The organism is Flammeovirga agarivorans, assembly GCF_012641475.1.
GTDB classification, from domain to species: domain Bacteria; phylum Bacteroidota; class Bacteroidia; order Cytophagales; family Flammeovirgaceae; genus Flammeovirga; species Flammeovirga agarivorans.
The window spans coordinates 429733-449921 of sequence record NZ_JABAIL010000003.1; the positions used below are offsets into that span (position 1 = coordinate 429733).

At 34.3% G+C, this 20189-nt stretch carries 15 protein-coding genes; 9 read left to right on the plus strand and 6 right to left on the minus strand.

The features are described 5' to 3' along the window. Positions 1 to 153 precede the first annotated feature (153 nt). Complete coding sequence (locus HGP29_RS10860) at positions 154 to 789, plus strand: hypothetical protein (RefSeq protein WP_168882425.1); 636 nt, start codon at positions 154 to 156, stop codon at positions 787 to 789. A gap of 21 nt (positions 790 to 810) precedes the next feature. Here the strand turns inward: HGP29_RS10860 and HGP29_RS10865 are convergent, their stop codons facing one another. After that, the gene (locus HGP29_RS10865; RefSeq protein ID WP_211093267.1) at positions 811 to 1764 is read right to left on the minus strand and encodes a helix-turn-helix domain-containing protein; all 954 of its coding nucleotides are present in this window, start codon (positions 1762 to 1764) and stop codon (positions 811 to 813) included. A gap of 136 nt (positions 1765 to 1900) precedes the next feature. On the opposite strand from HGP29_RS10865, the gene HGP29_RS10870 reads away from it, so the two are divergent. From HGP29_RS10870 to HGP29_RS10880, 3 genes are all read left to right on the plus strand, one after another. Further along, the gene (locus tag HGP29_RS10870; RefSeq protein WP_168882427.1) at positions 1901 to 2482 is read left to right on the plus strand and encodes a hypothetical protein; all 582 of its coding nucleotides are present in this window, start codon (positions 1901 to 1903) and stop codon (positions 2480 to 2482) included. A gap of 360 nt (positions 2483 to 2842) precedes the next feature. Beyond that, the gene (locus HGP29_RS10875; RefSeq protein WP_168882428.1) at positions 2843 to 3619 is read left to right on the plus strand and encodes a hypothetical protein; all 777 of its coding nucleotides are present in this window, start codon (positions 2843 to 2845) and stop codon (positions 3617 to 3619) included. Positions 3620 to 3623: 4 nt separating this feature from the next. Further along, positions 3624 to 4955: a PCMD domain-containing protein gene (locus HGP29_RS10880; protein WP_168882429.1), complete on the plus strand. Its 1332-nt coding sequence runs from the start codon at positions 3624 to 3626 to the stop codon at positions 4953 to 4955. 1017 nt (positions 4956 to 5972) lie between these two features. Here the strand turns inward: HGP29_RS10880 and HGP29_RS10885 are convergent. Further along, on the minus strand, positions 5973 to 6749 hold the full coding sequence (locus HGP29_RS10885) for a methyltransferase domain-containing protein (protein WP_168882430.1): 777 nt from the start codon (positions 6747 to 6749) through the stop codon (positions 5973 to 5975). Between the two features lie 334 nt (positions 6750 to 7083). Beyond that, complete coding sequence (locus tag HGP29_RS10890; protein WP_168882431.1) at positions 7084 to 8073, minus strand: HAD family hydrolase; 990 nt, start codon at positions 8071 to 8073, stop codon at positions 7084 to 7086. A gap of 319 nt (positions 8074 to 8392) precedes the next feature. On the opposite strand from HGP29_RS10890, the gene HGP29_RS10895 reads away from it, so the two are divergent. Continuing rightward, positions 8393 to 8875, plus strand: a complete 483-nt coding sequence (locus HGP29_RS10895) for a GNAT family N-acetyltransferase (RefSeq protein WP_168882432.1) — start codon at positions 8393 to 8395, stop codon at positions 8873 to 8875. Positions 8876 to 9087: 212 nt separating this feature from the next. Here the strand turns inward: HGP29_RS10895 and HGP29_RS10900 are convergent, their stop codons facing one another. Continuing rightward, positions 9088 to 11934, minus strand: coding sequence for a glycoside hydrolase family 2 protein (locus HGP29_RS10900; protein ID WP_168882433.1), 2847 nt, complete (start codon positions 11932 to 11934; stop codon positions 9088 to 9090). A 395-nt stretch (positions 11935 to 12329) separates the two neighbouring features. Between HGP29_RS10900 and HGP29_RS10905 the strand changes: the two genes are divergently transcribed. The 3 genes from HGP29_RS10905 (at position 12330) to HGP29_RS10915 (ending at position 15095) form a co-directional block, all read left to right on the plus strand. Continuing rightward, positions 12330 to 12866 (plus strand): GNAT family N-acetyltransferase, encoded by a 537-nt coding sequence (locus HGP29_RS10905; RefSeq protein ID WP_168882434.1) that lies wholly within the window; start codon positions 12330 to 12332, stop codon positions 12864 to 12866. Positions 12867 to 12911: 45 nt separating this feature from the next. Then, positions 12912 to 13361, plus strand: coding sequence for a GNAT family N-acetyltransferase (locus HGP29_RS10910; RefSeq protein WP_168882435.1), 450 nt, complete (start codon positions 12912 to 12914; stop codon positions 13359 to 13361). A 174-nt stretch (positions 13362 to 13535) separates the two neighbouring features. Then, positions 13536 to 15095 carry a sulfatase family protein gene (locus tag HGP29_RS10915; RefSeq protein WP_168882436.1) on the plus strand — a complete coding sequence of 520 codons (1560 nt, stop codon included), beginning with the start codon at positions 13536 to 13538 and terminating at the stop codon, positions 15093 to 15095. 74 nt (positions 15096 to 15169) lie between these two features. Here HGP29_RS10915 and HGP29_RS10920 read toward each other — a convergent pair whose 3' ends face one another. Both HGP29_RS10920 and HGP29_RS10925 read right to left on the minus strand, forming a co-directional pair. Beyond that, on the minus strand, positions 15170 to 15979 hold the full coding sequence (locus tag HGP29_RS10920) for an alpha/beta hydrolase (RefSeq protein WP_168882437.1): 810 nt from the start codon (positions 15977 to 15979) through the stop codon (positions 15170 to 15172). A 51-nt stretch (positions 15980 to 16030) separates the two neighbouring features. Beyond that, positions 16031 to 16504, minus strand: coding sequence for a GNAT family N-acetyltransferase (locus HGP29_RS10925; protein WP_168882438.1), 474 nt, complete (start codon positions 16502 to 16504; stop codon positions 16031 to 16033). Positions 16505 to 16834: 330 nt separating this feature from the next. Between HGP29_RS10925 and HGP29_RS10930 the strand changes: the two genes are divergently transcribed. Beyond that, the gene (locus HGP29_RS10930; protein WP_168882439.1) at positions 16835 to 20053 is read left to right on the plus strand and encodes a T9SS type A sorting domain-containing protein; all 3219 of its coding nucleotides are present in this window, start codon (positions 16835 to 16837) and stop codon (positions 20051 to 20053) included. Positions 20054 to 20189 lie beyond the last annotated feature (136 nt).

A 20189-nucleotide genomic window follows, 5' to 3' on the forward strand; every position in this document is an offset into this window, starting at 1 on the left:
GTAAAGATATAGCATAGGATTTAGAAAGGAAACTTAGTAGAATATAACAATTATCCCAAGTAATGATCATTTATTCCTCCTATCTGAATCATTCTTCAACTTATTTTTTTGCCTAAAACGGTAAATTGAAAAAGAACTAACACCTGTATTGCTATGGAATTTGAAATGACCTTTTTGGCATTGAACCGACATAAGTTGAAATACTTCTTTATGACTTGTATGACTGTCGGCTTTCTCGTAAGTGAGTTTTTTTATCTATTCTTTGATTTCAAAGATGATGATATCACTACGCTACTTTGGAACACACTTTTCTGCTTTTCAATCGGAGTATTCTTCTCTGTATTTATTTTCTTAGTTGTTTACTTTCAGTGGTACTATATACATCGGCTACGATTTCAACTGTTTAATATTCCTATTGTAAATGATTTGAAATCCATAGGGTTTAACTTCTTTGAGCTAAATAAAGATTCAAGTTTCTCTTTTTCTGAGATCCTGTTGAAAGGAGAATGCAATGGGTACAATATCATTGTGGAGGAAAATACCAAAGGGATTCAATTTATGATATATGCTTCTCACATCTATCCTTTAGATACAAAGGAATTGAATGCCTTCAAAACTGAGTTCAAGCATTTAAACTTAGATCTTGAATTTGCAGGAGTAACGTTTCAAATTAAGCAAAAGGATTTGAAAGAATATGATGTCAATAGAATCAAAAAAGAACTTATAGAAATAACGGATCTGCTTAAGATAAAAGGGTTTCTTCCTGCTGAAGAACTAGAATTAGCATAAATATATCTGTTCTTATTAAATCTATTTTCTAAAGTATTTAGGAGATTTATTATACTCTTTTTTGAAGGCTTTGGAAAAGTGATTCGCATTGGCAAAACCTGTTGCTACAGCAATATCGGTCATACTATTTTTGGGATCCAGTAACATTCTTTTGGCAAGTAAAAACCGGTGTTTCATAAGAAACTGATAAGGTGGATATCCAAAGGTAGTCTTAAAATGATTTCTTAAGGTTTGAGCACTCACACCAAATTTTCTACATAACTCTTCTGTACCTACAGGTTCTGAAATATTTTCCATTAGATAATCTCTTATTTGTAACATCAGGTAACTGTCTGAAGGATGCACTTTTTTGTATCGATTACCTGAATGCTTGATAATTAACTCATTTATAAAATAGGTAAATAAGAGAAACGAGTGCCCATAAGTAAAACCGGCTTTACCCAATTCCTGCTGTTGTGCCTCAAAGATCTTATGAATTTGCTCTTCCATTTCGGGAGTCATCAACTCATAGTACATAATTTGCTTTCTCACCAAAAACAGCTGATCAAAAATATCGATCTTCTTTCTAAGAAAAGATTTCAGTGCATCATAATCAATACGTAAGGACAAGATATGGAAGGGAGTATCTTTAGGCACTAATATATGTTGCTTAGAAAAGTTATTGAAGAGCATTAGACCATTGGCTTTATTTTGAGTTACGATCACCACTTTTTTATCGGAGTTAAACGTTAACTGTTGGTGCGTTGCTCTAAAAATAAGATAAGGATCTTCTATTTCTTCTTCTTCTACGATGATGTCAAAAGGAAGGCAAGTTTCATTGATAAGTAAATCAAACTGACCGATGTCTTTATATAAATAGGAATGTAAGTAGTGTTGACCTTGCTGATAATGAAACTCGGAGCCATTCCAAGAACCACCACCAAGCTTTTGAAGTAATTGTTGATAAGTTGCAGTTGAAATTTCTTTCCCACTCATCTTAAAACGAAATACATCCATAAAATTTGTGCTTTTTGACCTTTTTTATCCCATTTTTTACCTAATAAATATATAAAAAAATATTTTCTTGCAAACAATTAATATAGTTAGATATAAAACAAATAAATCAGAGGTTATGCCAATTGCTATTATAACACAGTCTATTATTTCTGCTATTTCAATACCTACAGAAGCAGATAATATCAATATACATTTACAATCGGGAGAAGTAGTGTCTATCACTAAATCGGAATGGAAGAAAGGAAAGAAGTATGCTACGGATGACTGCTTTTTCTATATCCGAGACAAGGAGAAGTTTGAAGTGAAGAAGAGTGACATTGAATATGTACGTTACGAATCTTTAGAAACTTACGATAAGACAGCTGACTTTATGAAGGAGTATGCGCAGATTCAAGACATGAAAGAAGAGGACCTTATTTACTACAATACAAAAAGGCATAAAAAATCGAGGACCTCACAGACCTTTGCAGTTGGTGCAGCTACGATTGGTGTTGTTGCCAACCCATGGTTTATCATTGTGACTCCACTACCATGGACTCAGGCAAGAAATACGATGAAGGGAGTAGATTACGAATACTGTGTGAGAGGTAAAGAATGGAAAGAAGTAAAAGCCAATCATAAACAGAAGATCAAAGACCTGAAAGCGAAGGCAAAAGAGGAGAAAGAAATGGAAAATATAGAATTAGTGAAGTCATAATCACATCATATATCTATGTTCGCAGTAAGTAGAAGATCCACTATTCATTTAGTTGGATCTTCTTTGTTTTTATACTCAATAACTTTTATTAGCGATTTGATAAAAATTCTCTTTCTATTTTTGTAACAGCAATACCGAATAATAAATAAAGAACTTAACTGGATATATTACCGAGCTAAAATAAAACCATATATCCATTTTTATTGAAAATTAGAGATTTTGAGCATTACCCATAGGGTCCAATCATGGATGTTCGAAACCTCTTTTTATTTTGTATTTCACCTTAGATCAAAAATATTGAGTTGTTAACGATTGCTCAATAGACACGAATAAACTAAATAAATCTAATCTAACATCAATATGCAAAGCACAAAAAAGCGATTGATTACTATTATCTTAATCTTGTTTTCTAGTAGCCTAGTAGTATCCCAAAATATTGAGGAAGAAAAAGTGAAAAGGAAAGACCTTTTTAATAGAGGAATTGAAAACCGAACATTTGTTCCACAAGGACAATGGTTAGTAGGGTCAACCTTTCAGTATTCTCAGCATGATAATTCCAATTACCAATTTCTTATTATGGAAAACTGGGACAGTCGAGGTTTTAATTTCCAAGCAAGTCCGTTTTTCGCCTATTTCTTAAAAGATAACTTTGCTATTGGTGGCCGTTTCACTTACAAAAGAAGCGGAATGGATATGGATCAAATGGATATCATTTTAGACGATGATCTTTCATTTTCAATTAATGGAGCTCACCAAATTTCCCATACATTTTACTCTACTTTCTTTATTAGAAATTATCTGAGTTTAGGTAAAAGTAACCGTTTCGGATTATTCAACGAAGTGAGAGTCTCTTATGGCTACGGACAGTCTAAAGAAACAGTAGCAGGAAGTACACCACAAGAAACTGTCGGAGTATATTCTACTACCAATGAATTTAATATTGGAGTAGCTCCAGGTATGGTGGCATTTATCAACGATATGGTAGCATTAGAAGTATCGATAGGTGTACTTGGTTTTACCAATAAATGGATACAACAAACAGAAAATCAAGTAGAAGAGGGCTCTAGAAGAACAAGTAAAGCCAATTTTGATATCGACATTTTCTCATTAAATATTGGTTTATCTTTTTATCTATAATCACATGAAAAATTTTAAAAAATTAATGCTTTTGACATGTTTGATTATAGTATCAGCATGTATCAAAAATGATATCCCTTATCCATATATCGTAGGTGAGTTTACTTACTTCACCATTGAAGGGCAAATCGGAGCTTCAGTCATTTCGCCAGAAGAAAGAAGAGTACAAATACAAGTTTCTTCTGATATGGACCTCGCTAACTTGAAAGTGGATAGCGTAGCATATACAGAAGATGCAATCGTAACACCAGACCCCTATGAAATTGTGGATTTTACTGTACCAGTAAAGTTTACCATTTCAACGTATCAAGATTACGATTGGGAAGTTAACGTAGTAAAGACTGCTGAACCCGTAGTGATTGATTCTGTAGAGATAGAAGGGATGATCTCTTCAACCGTAATTGCAGGAAGCAAAACAGTAAGAGTGATAATGCCAAAGGAAAGTGACTTATCCAATCTTGGTATTACTTTGTTTGATTATACACCTAGTACGGCATCGGTAAGCCCAGATCCCTACTCATTACAAGATTTTACAAATACAGTCACTTTCACTTTTAATGAAGATGATCAGTGGTTTTTGGAGGTGACAAAAGAGAATAATGTGGATCCCGAACCTGGAGAACAAGTAGAGTATTCTGATTTTACTACTTGGTTTTGGGAAGGGAGTGCATCCATTGAAAAAAATCGTTTCTATTTACCGGGAGAGAATATGGGTTCTCCTTGGAGATCTGGTGATAAAGGAGCTGCAGATTTAACTTTCAAGACGTACCCTCAAACGGTATTGCCTTACCCATCAATGGAGCAGGCAGACTACGCAGTGTTGGAGACAAAAACTGCTGTAGGTGTCATTGCTGCAGGTTCGCTATTTGTGGGTGATATTCAAGGAAGTGGACCTATCAATATTACCACTGATTTTGGTATTCCATTTACAGATAGGCCTATTGGATTTACTACTGATGTACAATACAATCCCGAAACCTATGGAGATAATGTCATCGACCAATGTGATATCTATGTCATCTTACAAGTGAGAGAAGGTGAAGGGGAAAACGAAAAAAGATACCGATTAGCAACGGGCTGGTACAGATCCTCTAGCGATATGTCTGACTTTACTACTTTAGATCTACCGCTATTGTATGGACAACATCAAGATTTAGAATCTTATATGATGCCATCGAGTAGTAATAAAGAAATGCCAGAACATGGTTTTTATGAAGATATAACAGCTTCTCCAACACATATTATTATGGTGTTTGCTTCAAGTGCAGAGGGAGCAAGTTTTAAAGGTGGAATCGGTAGTACACTTAAAGTGAAAGGAATTACCTTAAACTACTAATCCAGAAGAAGTCAGAACCTGAAACAGTGAATTTTCTACTGTTTCAGGTCTTTTTATAAGAAAAGTACAAAATACACTTTAAATATTGTATTTTTAGATGAATATTACGCCTATGTTAAATAAATGTGAACTATTGCTTGTGTAATTATGTTTGTGGCCATATATTGCAGTCGTGATATTAAGTGTGTATAATACTTTTAATAAACGAATCAAATAACTTATTAACATTACGACCAATATGAAAGAAGCATTACTGTTTGCATTTACGACTGTGGTAACTTTGAATGTGATTATATACTTAAAAGATAATCTTTTAAACAAACAAGAATCTTAAAAAGACATTTAAGAGGCGAAAGCCTCTTTTTTATGCTAGTTACTTTCTACAAAAAGGGCACTCTACCAAGTGCCCTTTTTTAATTGATTGACTATAATATTTGTTCTGACCTTAGAAAACTTGTGTGTATGTATTATTTAATGGTACCACAAAGATGCATGGTTTCCCACGTTTTGATTGGTAAAAAACATAATGAGATTGGTAGATTTTCAACGATTCAAATTCCTAGTATAAAATAGTGACTTACAGAATTTTCAACATATAAAAAAAGTCGATCCAAAAGGTCGACTTTTTCTGCTCGTATTAAAAATGCTTTGTTTTAATGTAATTGTTTAAACTGATGATGTGTAATTTCTTTTGTCTGCTTTAATGTTGTTACAATTAGATAAACGCATAACAATTATATCAGGTTTAGTAAAAAATATTTTTTGAGTGGTAAAAAAAAATTCTAAAAAACCGAATTATGAAAGTTTATAACAGTCTGGTAAAAAATGATCAGTAGAAATCGGAGTATACTATAGTGTAGTTCAATTAATAGTGATTAAAACATACCCAAAAACGATTTTTAGTTTCGATAATTTTTTGCCCGTATCGAAAATGCTTTGTTGAGATGATGATAGTTTAAAAAAGATGTATGGAACAGCCTTGGTAGTTTACCAAGGCTGTTTTTTTTATAGATAAATCTATAACGTAGCTCTTACTTCATTTAAAAACATAGTCATTGCAATTGCTTTTTCTTCTACCCAAGGATTATACTCAGCAATAGCTTGTAAGCGATTTCTTTCTACAATGTATCCTTCTTTTACCAATTGTTCTAGTTCGGCGACTTCTGACCAAATCTTTACTTTTTGCTCAAATTGTGGGTGTTGTCTATTGTAATTTTCATTTGAAGAAATGACTTCAATATTGTTGAACCCCGCATTTTTAAACAGAATAGGTAATTCGGAACCGATGGCATTATTTAACCCTGCTTCGACTCTCCATTTTAAAAACGATTGATAAAAATGTAACATGGATAAAGGTGGTTGTGGAACCCATTCTAGACGATTATGATTATAATCTAAAATAGATACTTGTCCGCCTGGTTTTAATAACTCTTTTATCTTCAATACCGCATTGAAAGGGTTACTAATCCATTGCAATACTCTAGCACCAACAATTAGATCAAATTTCTCATCAGGATTAAACTCAAGTAAATCACAATGTATAAATTCTAAGTTTTGTACATCGGAATACTTCTGTTGGGCTTCTTCAATCATATGTCCTGTGTTATCAATACCAGTAACTTTTCCAGTAGGACCAACATACTCAGAAATTCCCTGTGTAATAGATCCGGTGGCACATCCAATATCCAATACTTTGAGACCACTTTTTAACATTTTGGGTAAATGTCTGTAATCAGTGGCTAAGGAACGTCTGTCATAGACATAATTTGATTCTTTTTTGCGTTGAACCTTCATTTCTAATAGTAGTTTTTTTAGTCTTTAATTAAATATGTAGTACAAAATATAATATCAATATTTTGTTGCTGTAAACATACTATAGAAAATTGTTCAATCATGATAAATATTGAAAATAAAGATGATTTCAAATGCATGATAATCAATGTTATATGTAATAAAATACACCTTTAAATAAATCCGTCAATTTTTTCTTATCAATAAATACGATTCCTAATGAAAAATTGATTGAAAAAAGAGCCAAGCTATATATCGATCTTTTTCTTTAACTATTGAAAACGGCAAGTTTTGATGTAGTGGAGAACACAGCCGGAGTTTAATTTTCTACAGGAACCTATTGATTAAATATTACTTTCCAGTCTTTCTCCATATCTACAATAGTATAGTGATGTTGTTGAGCATAAGGGAGAACCTTTTCAGTGTGTTGGTCATATTTAAATTCTCTTTGTACATCTGTATGGTGTACAAGTAAACTCATATGAGGCTTGGTTTGATGATCAACATATTGAAGCATTTCAAAATCACCATTAGAATTTCCGGCAGCAAAGATGGGTTTCTTCCCGATGACCTGATGAATTAAAGCCGCTTTGTTACCCCAATTGTCTACATAGCGACCTTTTGCAGTTCTATAGAGTTGACCGTCTTTATATTTTAAGATGGTGGATGAACCAAAAACATTTTGGGCAGGGATATGATATAACTCCTCAGAAAATAATTTAAGAAAATCTCCTTCATCTGCTGTGAAAATATAGACTTTGAAACCATTGTCTTGCAGGTATTTTACCAATTCTTTCATAGGTAAATAAGTCAATTTGTTAATGGCTCTATGCTTTACTGGGTTTTTCCAAGTGGAAAAAAATTTTCTATTCCATTGATTATATTCTTCGACACTCATTCCTTCAAATGGAGCCCCCATCAATTCTCCTACAATAGGATTAAATTCTCCTTTTTCTAATTGATCCATAAAGTAGCCTAAGCTTTTAATATCTTTCGTTAGTATAAACTGATGTAAGCTTTTAAAAGGCTCTTTATTCGCAAGATCTGGATTTTCTGCAATTCTTTCTTCTACTCGAGCAAAGACACCATAGAAATGACTGTATAAAGGTTTTTCACTCCATAACGTACCATCGTTATCAAACACAGCTATACGATCCTCTTGTGGTATAAACTGATCGGATTGAGGATTGGTAACACTTTCTACAAATTGTATAATTTCAGTTCTTGTAGGTGTTGTATTCCAATGTTTTAAAACATTCTCTTTTGATGTATTAGTACAACTAAAGAACAATAATGAAAGCGTTACAGTAACAATAATCTTTTTCATAATAGCATTTCTTGATGATGATATATTATCCTAAACGAATCAATATGTTTAATATTAAACATAAATAATCTATTTTATATCAAAAAGTGATTCTTCTTTAATAAAATTTGAGAGAGACACTAAATAGAAAAAGTATAACGGGTTGTTATTAGTTCCAAAGTCATGAAATAGCATAATTTCAGTGTTTTCTCTTTAGGTAGTGTTAAGTGTTTTTAAAAGGTGTTTTTAAGTAAGTTTTAGATGAAAACCGTTAGTAAACTCTTCAAATAATTAGTTATATTAGCAACCGTAAAAAAACAGAACCATCAAAACGACCACGATGAACTTTATACAGACAAAGGGTAAAATAAAATTATTTAAAGAAGGAAACGAACTTCCATATGATTTGTTACTTTTAGCTGATGAGACCATCGACGCCATTAATAAGTATATTCATGATTCTGAAATTTATACTTATGAATTAGAAGGAGAAACTGTTGGAGTTTATGCTTATCAATTAGTAGGAGAAGACTCCATTGAAATTAAAAATATTGCTGTTTCAGAAAAGGTTCAAGGCGAAGGTATCGGTCAGGAGCTATTAGCCCACGCTATTAAGAATGCAAAGAAGAGAGGTTTTCATTACATTTTTATTGGCACTGCAAATGCTGCAATCAAACAACTTTATGTATTGCAGAAAATGGGATTCCGTTTCCACGAAATCAGAAAAAACTATTACATTGAGAAATACGATCAACCAATGTATGAAGATGGTATTCAGCTTAACCACCAATTAGTTTTAAGAAAAGAGCTGAACGAAATTTAGTCAAATTAAAAAATTAAATAAGAAGGTCACTGCGGAGCAAATTCGCAGTGACCTTTTTTGTTGATCAACTCCAATAAAAAAAACCAAAGCCTAATCGTAAGCTTTGGTTTTTGCAGGTCTATCTTACATAAAAATTATTGTTACCCTAATTTCTTATGTTGGAAAGACTGTTCTTCATTCGTATAAGTAGTCACAGTTATTGATCTCTACAATTAGAATACAGGACTTACATTGTTCTTTTTGATATTGTATCCTGTTACTCGTACTTTAATAGTCTCACTGATATTCGCTTTGTTTAATTTTACTACTCTCTTTTCGTTAGGCATTAGTGTAAAGTAACCTTCAGAGAAGTAAGCAGGTAAAATCACTTTGTCAGTTGATGCACTCAATGCGTTTAATTTCACATTTAATGCAGGCGTTGAGGATGTGTTGCTAATTTCGAAGTATTTGTAGTCAGCATCTTCTGATACTTCCGCTACAGCTACGCTAATTTTTTCTAAGTCATTAATTTTTTGGAAGTTTCCACCTTCTTCTGTCTCCCAGTATTCGTTGACTGAAATCATTTTTCCTTTTTTGTCTTTAAGTGATAGACGAACCATGTGTACTCCCTTAATATCTTTAGAGAAGTTCTTCTCAATAAGTGTTTGCATACTGTTAGAAGCTAATGATACTTCCTTAGATACAGTACTTACTTGCTTACCCTCCAGATCAAATACTTCAACACTTGCAGTAGCTTTCTCTAAATCGTTTGATGAAGCATTGATGACCTCGATATAACCGCTTTCAATATTTTTTTGAATGTGCAATGGTTCACAAGCTACTTTGCTGGCAAAGTAAGATCCGAATGTTTCGTAGTCATAAGAGTATACTTGCCATACAGTACTTGGCCATGCTGGGTGTGTCATCCAAAGTAATAAACCAGTGGTGTTGTTCCATAATTTACTATTCCATGACTCAAACATTGCTCTGTGGCTATTGTAATTGACAAACTGTGCTTTTCTACAGAAGTCATCAATTCCTGTTGCTTCACCATATAATTCGTCAATGTGAGCAACATATTTTTCTTGTCCCCAGTGGAAGTCATGGTAAGCCCAAACATCGTTGATTGGCCATAAATCTTCTTCCGCCATCATCTTACGCATTGTCTCTGCAGTTGGTACAGAAGTAGTTCCTAGCTCTGTAGAGAAGCCATACGCTGACTTAGCAGTGTAGAACGTTTGGTCTGGTGCATAGTGCCAAGGACCACTGTTTCTTAAGTTTAAGTTTCTTGAGTTGCCTTGGTAGAATCGAGTACCATCATACTTTGTTACTAAAGTAGACAATTCTGTATCTAAATAGTCTGGAGCATACCCTTCGTTTCTTGGACACCAAATAACAATAGATGGGTGGTTTCTATAACGTAATACCACATCTTTGGCATTGTCCATAAACAAGTTGTAGTCGTTAGGCACTAAGTTGTAGTTTTGAGTAGATAACCAGAAGTCGTTCCATACTAACATTCCGTACTCATCACATAACTCGTAGAAAATCTCTTCTGTACTTTCACCAGTCCAGTTTCTGATCAGGTTAAAGTTGGCATCTTTGTGTAACTGTAAGTAAGGCTCCAAACGCTCTCTTTCAGCTCTTTTCATACCATCATCCATACCCCAGTTACCACCTTTAATAAAGATTGGAGTACCATTTACCTTAATCACTAGGTAAGGATTCAAGTGTGTGTCTTCTCCTTGGTCGAAGTCTTTGATATCAAACCCTTCAGCTAATTTAGGAACAAAAACACCTTGTAATTCTTTTCTTGGCTCGCGGTTGTCTAAGAAGTGAGTCTCAGATTTGTCAGCGATTGGATTGTAATCAATACGTACATTTTGTTGGTCTTTTGTATCTACAGTTAAACCAAATGATAACTCACGGATACCAAAACGTACATTTTTCTTATCAGATACTTTTCCATCTTTGCTTACGCTTAACTCTAATGTATATAACTCCTGTGCACCATATCCATTTGGCCACCATAAACGAGGATTCTTAAAGTTTAGCTTTTTGTATTCAGACGGATCAAATGTTACTTCAGTAGATGAGTTCGGAGCAACTCTTACTGTTTTCTTTACAATTACTTTTTCAATTTTAGCTTCTACTTCTGCACTGATCACTTTTGATGTAGTGTTATTTACAGTAGTGCTTATATTGATGTGTGCTTTTGTTAGGTCTGGAAGGTCAAGGTCTGTAACAACAAATGGGTTAGCGATATTTAAACCATTTTCGAAACGTACCCTAACATCTTGCCAAACACCAATGTTACGGTCTCTAATACCAGGAATCCAGTCCCAGCCTTCAGATGAAATGAAAGTAGGTCCATCTAAACAAAGTTGTCCACCATTTCTACCTCTATCTTCTAAATGTGCTTCCTGAGGAATACCAGGGTTAGGTGGAGGTAAAATTTGAATAGCAAGTGCATTGTTGTCGCCTTTCTTAATAAAGTCACTTACTTCAAATTTCCCTCTCACAAAAGCCCCTTTTAATTGGCCAATTTTATGACCATTGAGCCACACATTTGCACTATAGTTAATACCGTTTAAAACAATATATGTTTTGTCCTCTGTTTTATCAGCAGGTACTTTAAATTCTGTTCTATACCACCAATTCTTTCGACTAAGATCGTCTGGGATTAAAGTGTTGTTCACACCGAAGTAGGGATCAGGGTAAACTTTTTCATTGACTAATGTTGTAAGTACAGTTCCTGGTACTGTCGCGTTATACCACGAATTGTCTTCATAACTAGTTTCTGAAATTTGGAAGCCAGTATATTTTAATTCTTCTTCTGCTTGTAACTTCCAACCCTCTTGTAAAATGATTTCGTTTTCATCTGTTGTTAAAGGTTGCGTCTTGATAAAAGGTCCGACTCTGTAATCTTTGTCAATTGATTTTGCTTTAGTAACAGGGATAGTCGACACATCTTGAGGCTTTCTTTCGCCAAATTGCCCAGTAGTTAGTTTCTTGGGCTTTTGTGCGAATGACACTGAAGCCATTATCATAAATAGTCCTAATAAAAAATTCTTTTTCATACTCTTTATATAAGTTATATCTCAAAGTGAATGATGGTTTGTTGCTGTCTTTCCATTCACGGTCTGTTCTGACTAGCTACTGCAAGGTGGTAAGAATTGGTCATTAATAGGTTTAATATTGATGCAATAGGGTGTGCAATATGGTCACTGACCTTGTTGAGCGAATTTTCAACACTTGTGGTTTTGCCTATTGATCAGGTTAATTATCTGATGTTCAACCCTGTTTTATGACTAAATAAGTGGATTATCCTATATTTTTTATCATCACAGCGTGTGCACTTCCATAACCCAATGATAAACCTTTCTGTTCTTTCAGATTTTAATGATGAATCATTAGTCTATTCTTTATCTTTATAATTATTGACCATAAATACAATCTTGATTACTGATCAACCATGAAATTAGAAAGTAAAAGGCTAGAAATTTGTCCTATCAATTTAAGACATAAAGAAGAGATTTTCGAATACAGAAAGGACAAAGAAGCGAATAAATACCAAAGTTGGATTCCTGAAAATTTAGAAAGTGTAGAAGCTTTTATCAATAAGGTACATCCGAAAGTTGATGTTCCAGATACTTGGTTTCAAGTCGTTATCATAGAGAAAAAATTAGGGAAAGTGATCGGGGATATAGGTATACATTTTCTGGAAGAAGAGAGCCAGCAAGTTGACATTGGATATACACTACATCAGTCTTTTCAAGGTAAAGGGTATGCCACAGAAGCTGTGGGAAGGGTGATCGACTACTTATTTATAGATTTAAATAAGCATAGAATTACCGCGTCTTTAGATCCAGAAAATATAAAATCAATACAATTACTTGAAAGAATTGGTTTTAGAAAAGAAGCTTATTTTAAGGAAAGTCTGTGGATCGATGGAAAATGGGTCGATGATATTATTTATGGAATGCTTAAAAAAGAATGGAAGAATAGGTAATTTTATATCTATATACTGTATTACTATTACATTTAAACTTTAATCATGATTACTACAAAGCGAACAAACTCATCTGATAAAGATTTTATTGCATTGATTATGCTATTGGATGCAGACTTGGCTGAAAAAAACGGAGATGATAACGATTTTTTTGCTCAATACAATAAGGTAGATAAGATAGACCATGTTGTTTTGGCATACGACAAAGATGAAGTGGTAGGGTGTGGAGCCATAAAACCTTATGACAAGGAACGCATGGAGGTGAAAAGAATGTTTGTAAAAGAAACGTACAGAGGTAAAGGAGTAGCTTCTAAAGTACTCAATGATTTAGAAGATTGGGCACAAAGCTTATCGTATACAAAGTGTGTTCTTGAAACAGGGGACAAAATGTTAGCCGCTATTGGATTATACAAAAAAAGCAACTTTATGGTGATCCCAAATTATGGACAGTACAAAGAAGTTGCTTCTAGTATTTGCTTCGAAAAAACCTTATAACGTCTAATTTTAGACCAAGGAATAGGGGTAAAACATTGAATTTTCGCCTTAAATCGGTGTTTTGTCAGATTTTACCCCTATTTGACCAATATAAAAACCATGCTTAAAACTACATCCGCCAACTTTACAATCACAAACAGATGGAATTTATTTGAATCTAAAAGAACATAGGAGATGAAATTGAATTTAAAACTTATCATCGGGGCAGTTCTTTCTTTTTTAACAGTCACAAATGTGCAAGCAGGAAAGGATCCAAGGCCCAATATATTATTAATTACTGTTGATGACATGAACTGGAATTCAGTCGGTGTCTATGGACAGGAATTGGACAATATCACTCCCAATATTGATAAGTTAGCAGCAGAAGGAAAACGTTTTCAGTATGCTTATGTGCAGTCTCCTAACTGTTCACCATCAAGAGGTGTGATTCAAACAGGTAAGTATCCTCATTCTAGTGGGATGAGAGGATTTTACTATGTTGATTATAAAGACATGACTTTGCAGAGTGTTTTATCAGATCATGGATATTTTACAGCCGTTTTAAACAAAGCAACAGATACAAGTTTATCACCAAAAATGGAAAATGCTTGGGATTTTAAAGGGAAGTTTAAAAAGGACGGTAAAAGAAACCCATTGAACTATAGCTCTACTTTTGAGGAAATTTTAAAGGCAAGTGATAACAGTGGAAAACCTTTTTACTGTGTGGTAAATATTGCCGATCCTCATAAATTATTCTACAACGATCCCGGTACAAAAAAAGAGGGTTATGTTGATCCAACACCTTCAAAATTATATAAAAATAGTGAGGTGACCATCCCTGATTTTTTACCAAATCATCCGAAAATTAAACAGGAGGTAACGAACTACTACAACTCTGTAAAAAGAGCAGACGATTGTATGGGTGCAGTGATGTCTGTTTTAGAAGAAAAAGGTAAAAAAGAGAATACAATTGTTATTTTCTTATCAGACCATGGTATGGCTTTGCCATTTGCTAAATCTTCTTGCTATGAGAATGGCGTAAGGACTCCATTTATTGTCTCTTGGCCAGGGAACATTAAAGCAAATTCAGTGGTGAAAGATCAATTAGTATCTGCTGTAGATGTGATGCCAACACTATTAGAGATTTTAGGTATCGATGAGCCAGACTATTTACAAGGAAGATCTTTTAAAACGATCTTGGATGGTAAAAAAGATAAAGGAAGAAGTGAATATGTCTTTACTGAGTTCAATGAGAATGCAGGAGGAATTGCAAGACCAATTAGAGGTGTACTTTCGAGCAAATACAATTATGTGTTTAACCCTTGGTCTACAGGTGAAATTGAGTTCGTTAGTGCAGCAATGTACCATACTTCTTACAAAGTAATGGCCAACATTCTTTCTAAAAATGATCCGGCTGTAAAAGAACGAGTGAACTACTTAAAATATAGAAGAGTGGAAGAGTTCTATGATCTAGAAAAAGATCCAGATGCTCTACACAACTTAATTGATGATCCTCAATATCAAGAGGAAATCAATAAAATGAGGAATGCGTTAGAAGGTTGGATGAAAGAGACAGGTGACTATACCTTGTTTGCCTTCCAGAATAGAAATAACAACGATGCTTTGAAGTCCTTCATGAAAGAAGAAGAAGCTCAGGCAAAACAAAGAGCGACTACTTTAAAATGGAAACGTTATAAAAATAGCGAAGGGCCTACAAAGAAGAGAACGAAACTCTATACTATTTCATCAAAATAACGATAGTATTAATGTATTTTATAGCTTATTAGAAAAAAATGGAATAAGCCCTTGTATTGCAAGGGCTTATTTTTTTATCTATTTGTTTCTAAAATACCTTGATAAAAACTATCGATAAATAACGAGTTGTGCGTATCATCAGGATAGAATTTAGTGGTCAATTTAATATTTTTGTTCCCTTTTAATTCTTTGATAAACGCCTCAATTTTTTCTTTGTGAAATTTCGGTTCAGGTTGATAAGTAAGATGAATGCTTACCTTCTTTTTGGTTGGGTTATTCTTAAATTCTTGAATCACTTCTCCGTTACTAAACCAGATCGAGGGGTCATAAATATGAATGACTTCAAAAGGTTGATCCATAGAAAGGATATACCCTCCAAAATAGCCGCCATAAGAATGTCCAATTAATGTTTCAAACCCATTGGTCGCATAGTGTTTGTCTACATCAACCATTAATTCTTTAGTGAGGTAATGGTAGAACTTCATTCCATGTCCAGAATTTTTGTTGTTGTACCATGTAGAATCAACAGCTTCCCCGTCGTATTCTATTCTACTTTGACTGAATGTAAGGTCTTGCCCTCTCTTAAATTCCCAATCAATATGCGGAATTCCCACAACAATAGATTTTTGAATTTTCTCGTTAGCTCCTAAATCAAAAACCATATTCTTGATGAGATTGAAACGCCATTCCGCATCAAAAACATAAATAACAGGATACGATAGGGAGTCATTGTAATAAAGCGGTAAACTAACCCAATAATCTCTCTCCTCATTAAGGTATTTGGACTGAATGGTGTGTCCCGTAGCTTGATCACTACAGATTTCTTCTTGAGCAATAGATAGGTGTGCGATAAAAATAGCAAAGATGAAGAGTAATTTGTTCATGTAGTTAATTTATTTAATGCAATGAATTGGATAAACTAAAGTTTGACTAGCTTATATGTTTAGATTTTTCTCTAAGATCAGCATATGTTTACACTGAATCTTGTTCTCAAATATAGGGGCTGAATAATTATCAAGGAAGAAGTTTTTTTCGATGCGTTCAATTTCAAATCCAAGTTGTTGATACAGAGCAAGCTGACCAATACTTGAGTTACCTGTTCCAATAACCATTTTATGGAAACCTTTCTTTTTACATACCTCTTCAATACATCGTAGTAATGCTTTACCTACCCCTTTACCTTGGAATTGATCGGCTACAGCAATATTTTTTATCTCTATATTATGAGCTTCTAATGGTATGAAAACCACAACGCCAATAATGGACCCATTGGAAATCGCAACATAGCTTTCCCCTTTTTCTAAGTACTGATCAATTAATTCCCTCGATGGGTCTGCAGTCTCCAAAAGAGCATAAGGCGGTAGAGTGGTATTGTCTAATGGTGTGATTTGATAAATAAGCTCTTCCATAAGGTTCGATCATTTGAGAATTTGTAACGTTCAGTGAAGATAATAATAGTCACGAGACTCCTCTATGATTTTAGTAGTTAAAGCGACGAAATGTAACCTGTTCAATCTATTTTGCTTGTTCACTGCAATAAAAATCAAGCTTCAGGTAAAAAATTGAACAAGTAGGAATAGATAATCAACTTCTTTGACTAGAAAACAGAAATAACAAAAGTGTTTCTTTTACACCTTTGTAAGGTTCGAAATCAATTCAAAACATTACGACAAAGTGACCAGCTATCTGTCACTGTAATTCAGGTTTAAATTACTCTTTACTACTTAAATGAACATGAGATGAAATATTTACTATTACTTTTCCTATTACTACAATTCAAGTTATCTGGGTTTTCTCAGGTAGAAAGCAAACAGTCTGGTTTATGGACAGATCCTACCACATGGGAAGGTGGGATTGTTCCAACCCAGACAGACAATGTAGTCATTTCTTCCACCCATCATGTTATTCTCGATACGATGAATACAAATAGTTATACAGTGGTTCAATTGTGTAACGATCTGACAGTGGAAGACAACGCACAGCTAAGTATTGGTCATAATGATGCGACCATTACAAAACGTATCCGAATTTTTGGTCACCTTCTTATCGATGGAGTCCTTTATAAAGGAGAAGACTTTGATGAGAATCCATTTATTTACAATACTAAAATAGAACTGGCTGTACAACAACAACCTACATCATTCTCTGGAAAAGGGGCTTTTAACTGCCTTTCCTTAAAACTTTATGCAGAAGGGGGAGAGAGAACTTTAAATATTGATCACCATTATATGAATATTGATGATGCTTTCTTTATCAAGTCAGTCGATAAACTGTTCGTCAATATTGCTGAGGACGCATACCTGAATGTAAAAGGGACATTGGGGGTAAATGGTCAGAGTTATACATATATAGATGATAATACTTCTGCTGAATTGACCAATGAAGGAGTGATCATGACCAATAATTTAGTTCTTGCTACAAAAAATGTAGACCCTGCACAGTATTCAAAACTAATAGTAAAAGGGAAGGGATTCCTCACCACTTCTAAAGTGAACAATGAAGACGGCTCAATCAAAAACACTGCGGCGTCTTTCCGTTTGGTATTAAAAGATGGAGGTACACTTCGTTTATTGGAAGTAGCGACCAACCCAAGAGATATTATTGATGATAACCTTTGGATAACGGTGATGACAGGGGGTGAAATTAGATCACACTACAAAGTAACGGCTTCAACTGATGATAATATAATAAATACGGTAGAAGAACACCGTCCATCGAATGGCTATGTAGTGGACGACAGCTTTAAAGAAGTATATGGAGCCACTTTTACAGGTGGATTGTATCACTTTACTGATGAGCCTTATTTAATTGAGGGAAAAGAAAAGTACAAAGAGATGGGCTCTACTACGATCAAAACAAAGGTATCTGCTGAACCAGGTAAAATGCAAGATTCATATCCCTTCCATATGACATGGGACGGATCGACAGATATGGTAGACGTAGTGAAAGACCCTTACTATCAACAACTTTTGTCTGATCCTTATTATACTGAACATGTTTTGTGGGTAACACCGAAGAAGCAAAAAGTGAAAAATGTTGTTTTCTATAAGTATGGAGCGTATAAATATGATCAATACTTTAAAGAACATGAAGAAGAATACTATGAGTTGGCAAAATATTTATTGGAGACTTACAGTACATCAGGTAAGAAGTTCTTGTTCCAGAACTGGGAAGGAGACTGGATGCTTAGAGGTCAGAGTAAATCATGGGAAAATGACCCTTCGTTAATCCCCGAAAATGTTGACGAACAGATAGAAGGTATGATTCGTTTGTTCCAAGCCCGTCAAAGAGGGGTTGATAGAGCAAGAGCCGAAGTACTGGAAACGAATGCAGAAATTATGCATGGTATTGAAATCAACAAACTTTGGACTAAAGTAGATGAGGAGCGAGTAACGATGATGGATCTTGATGTTCCTTGTTTAACGCATGATATTTTACCTCATGTGCGTACAGACTTTAACTCTTGGTCTTCTTATGATGGGGTTTGGCCAGAAGTAATTGATCAGTTCCCAGTTGGTATGTGGAAAGGTGTTGAGGTATTGGAATACTACACGAATGAGTCAGGTAGAATGGGTGATCAATCTCCAATACAATTAGGCGAATTTGGTATCAATGAGAATATGATTCATAATGATATCAAGACGATTGATAAAATAGAAGAAATGTACGACAAGTTAGTAGCTTGTGCCGTTGCTCAAAAATGGAATAATATCTTTGTATGGTCATTTTACAGTACAGATGTGAAGTCATATAACTTTGTAAAAGGCCAAGAATACTCAGCAGAAATGTTCTATCAATATTCTGATGGTAAGTGGGTTATAAATCCGGATGGTGATTTTGGAATTGGAGGGAAATATTTCCAAGAAGTCTTGAAGCCAGAAGTAATTACTGCAACCACATCAGGCAATTGGAGTGCTACTTCCACTTGGGACAAAAGAGTACCGACAAGCGAAGACCATGTAGTCATTCCTCAAAATATTGAAGTGGTTCTAGATGAGATCAATACCAATAGTAATACTGAGCTAACGATTGCTCAAAGGTTGAATGTAAAAGGAACTTTACAACTGGGACATGATGAGACACACACCAAAAATGTAAGAGTGAACGGAGACATTTTTGTAGATGGTACGATTGAAAAAGGTGCTTTTACTAAAAATGCAAGATTGTATCAGAAGTTGCCTTTACTGCATAATTCAGGTAAGGGAACAGGAAACATTGATGTGTTGACCTACAAATATTTTGGTGCTGATTATGATACAGCCTATTTAAAGATAGATCAGCAAAGCATACAAACTGAAGAACACTTTTTTATTAAGTCGGATAATAAAGTGGTTGCTGATATTCTAGAAAATACTAATGTGAGTGTGGGAAAACATTTCGCCCTGACAGGAAGTGCTATCAATTGGTTAGACCCAGATGCACAGGCAGAAGTAAATATTTACGGAGATATAACGGCGTTGAATGTCAACTTATTAACGCTTAATACTGATACCAGTAAGCCAAGCATATTGCGTTTAAAGTCTGGAGGACAGTTATCTGTTGACCAAGTGAATCAGCAAAGTCAGACGACATTGAATGGTGCAGCTACCTTTACTTTTGAAATAGAAAACGGAGGAATGTTTAATACCTCAAGTGCTACATTACATCCTTCAACGATTGTGGGTTATGATCCGAATTTTATTTTTACAGAGAGCAGTAATGCTAGATTAATTGACGATATCAGCTTGGATATCGCTCAACCAAGAGTCTTTTTACCAGAACGCTCGAATATGTTGCATATAGAAAATATAACAGACTCCTCAATGGATATCTTCTTATATGATATGAACGGACAGTTGGTGTTCTCTAAAGAAGGGATTGATAATTCCCAGAAAATACCATTACAAATGAATAAGGGTATCTATTTGATCAGGTATACACACGATGACCAAGAGAAGGTAGTGAAGGTGTTACTGTAAAAATAAAATGGCGATATAGAGGTCTTCTTCGGAAGGCCTTTTTTTATATGCTATTGTAAATGAGTAGAATAGGTAGTTGAAATATGTAATCAATGGACTTTAAGCTTATTGGTGAATAATTAAAAGCGATTGGAAA

Bases quoted from the DNA above. Each gene is read 5' to 3' on its own strand.
- HGP29_RS10880 (WP_168882429.1), top strand. From the start codon at position 3,624: ATGAAAAATTTTAAAAAATTAATGCTTTTGACATGTTTGATTATAGTA.
- HGP29_RS10870 (WP_168882427.1), top strand. From the start codon at position 1,901: ATGCCAATTGCTATTATAACACAGTCTATTATTTCTGCTATTTCAATA.
- HGP29_RS10905 (WP_168882434.1), top strand. From the start codon at position 12,330: ATGAAATTAGAAAGTAAAAGGCTAGAAATTTGTCCTATCAATTTAAGA.
- HGP29_RS10915 (WP_168882436.1), top strand. From the start codon at position 13,536: ATGAAATTGAATTTAAAACTTATCATCGGGGCAGTTCTTTCTTTTTTA.
- HGP29_RS10920 (WP_168882437.1), bottom strand. From the start codon at position 15,979: ATGAACAAATTACTCTTCATCTTTGCTATTTTTATCGCACACCTATCT.
- HGP29_RS10910 (WP_168882435.1), top strand. From the start codon at position 12,912: ATGATTACTACAAAGCGAACAAACTCATCTGATAAAGATTTTATTGCA.
- HGP29_RS10930 (WP_168882439.1), top strand. From the start codon at position 16,835: ATGAAATATTTACTATTACTTTTCCTATTACTACAATTCAAGTTATCT.
- HGP29_RS10865 (WP_211093267.1), bottom strand. From the start codon at position 1,764: ATGAGTGGGAAAGAAATTTCAACTGCAACTTATCAACAATTACTTCAA.
- HGP29_RS10860 (WP_168882425.1), top strand. From the start codon at position 154: ATGGAATTTGAAATGACCTTTTTGGCATTGAACCGACATAAGTTGAAA.
- HGP29_RS10890 (WP_168882431.1), bottom strand. From the start codon at position 8,073: ATGAAAAAGATTATTGTTACTGTAACGCTTTCATTATTGTTCTTTAGT.
- HGP29_RS10895 (WP_168882432.1), top strand. From the start codon at position 8,393: ATGAACTTTATACAGACAAAGGGTAAAATAAAATTATTTAAAGAAGGA.
- HGP29_RS10885 (WP_168882430.1), bottom strand. From the start codon at position 6,749: ATGAAGGTTCAACGCAAAAAAGAATCAAATTATGTCTATGACAGACGT.
- HGP29_RS10875 (WP_168882428.1), top strand. From the start codon at position 2,843: ATGCAAAGCACAAAAAAGCGATTGATTACTATTATCTTAATCTTGTTT.
- HGP29_RS10900 (WP_168882433.1), bottom strand. From the start codon at position 11,934: ATGAAAAAGAATTTTTTATTAGGACTATTTATGATAATGGCTTCAGTG.
- HGP29_RS10925 (WP_168882438.1), bottom strand. From the start codon at position 16,504: ATGGAAGAGCTTATTTATCAAATCACACCATTAGACAATACCACTCTA.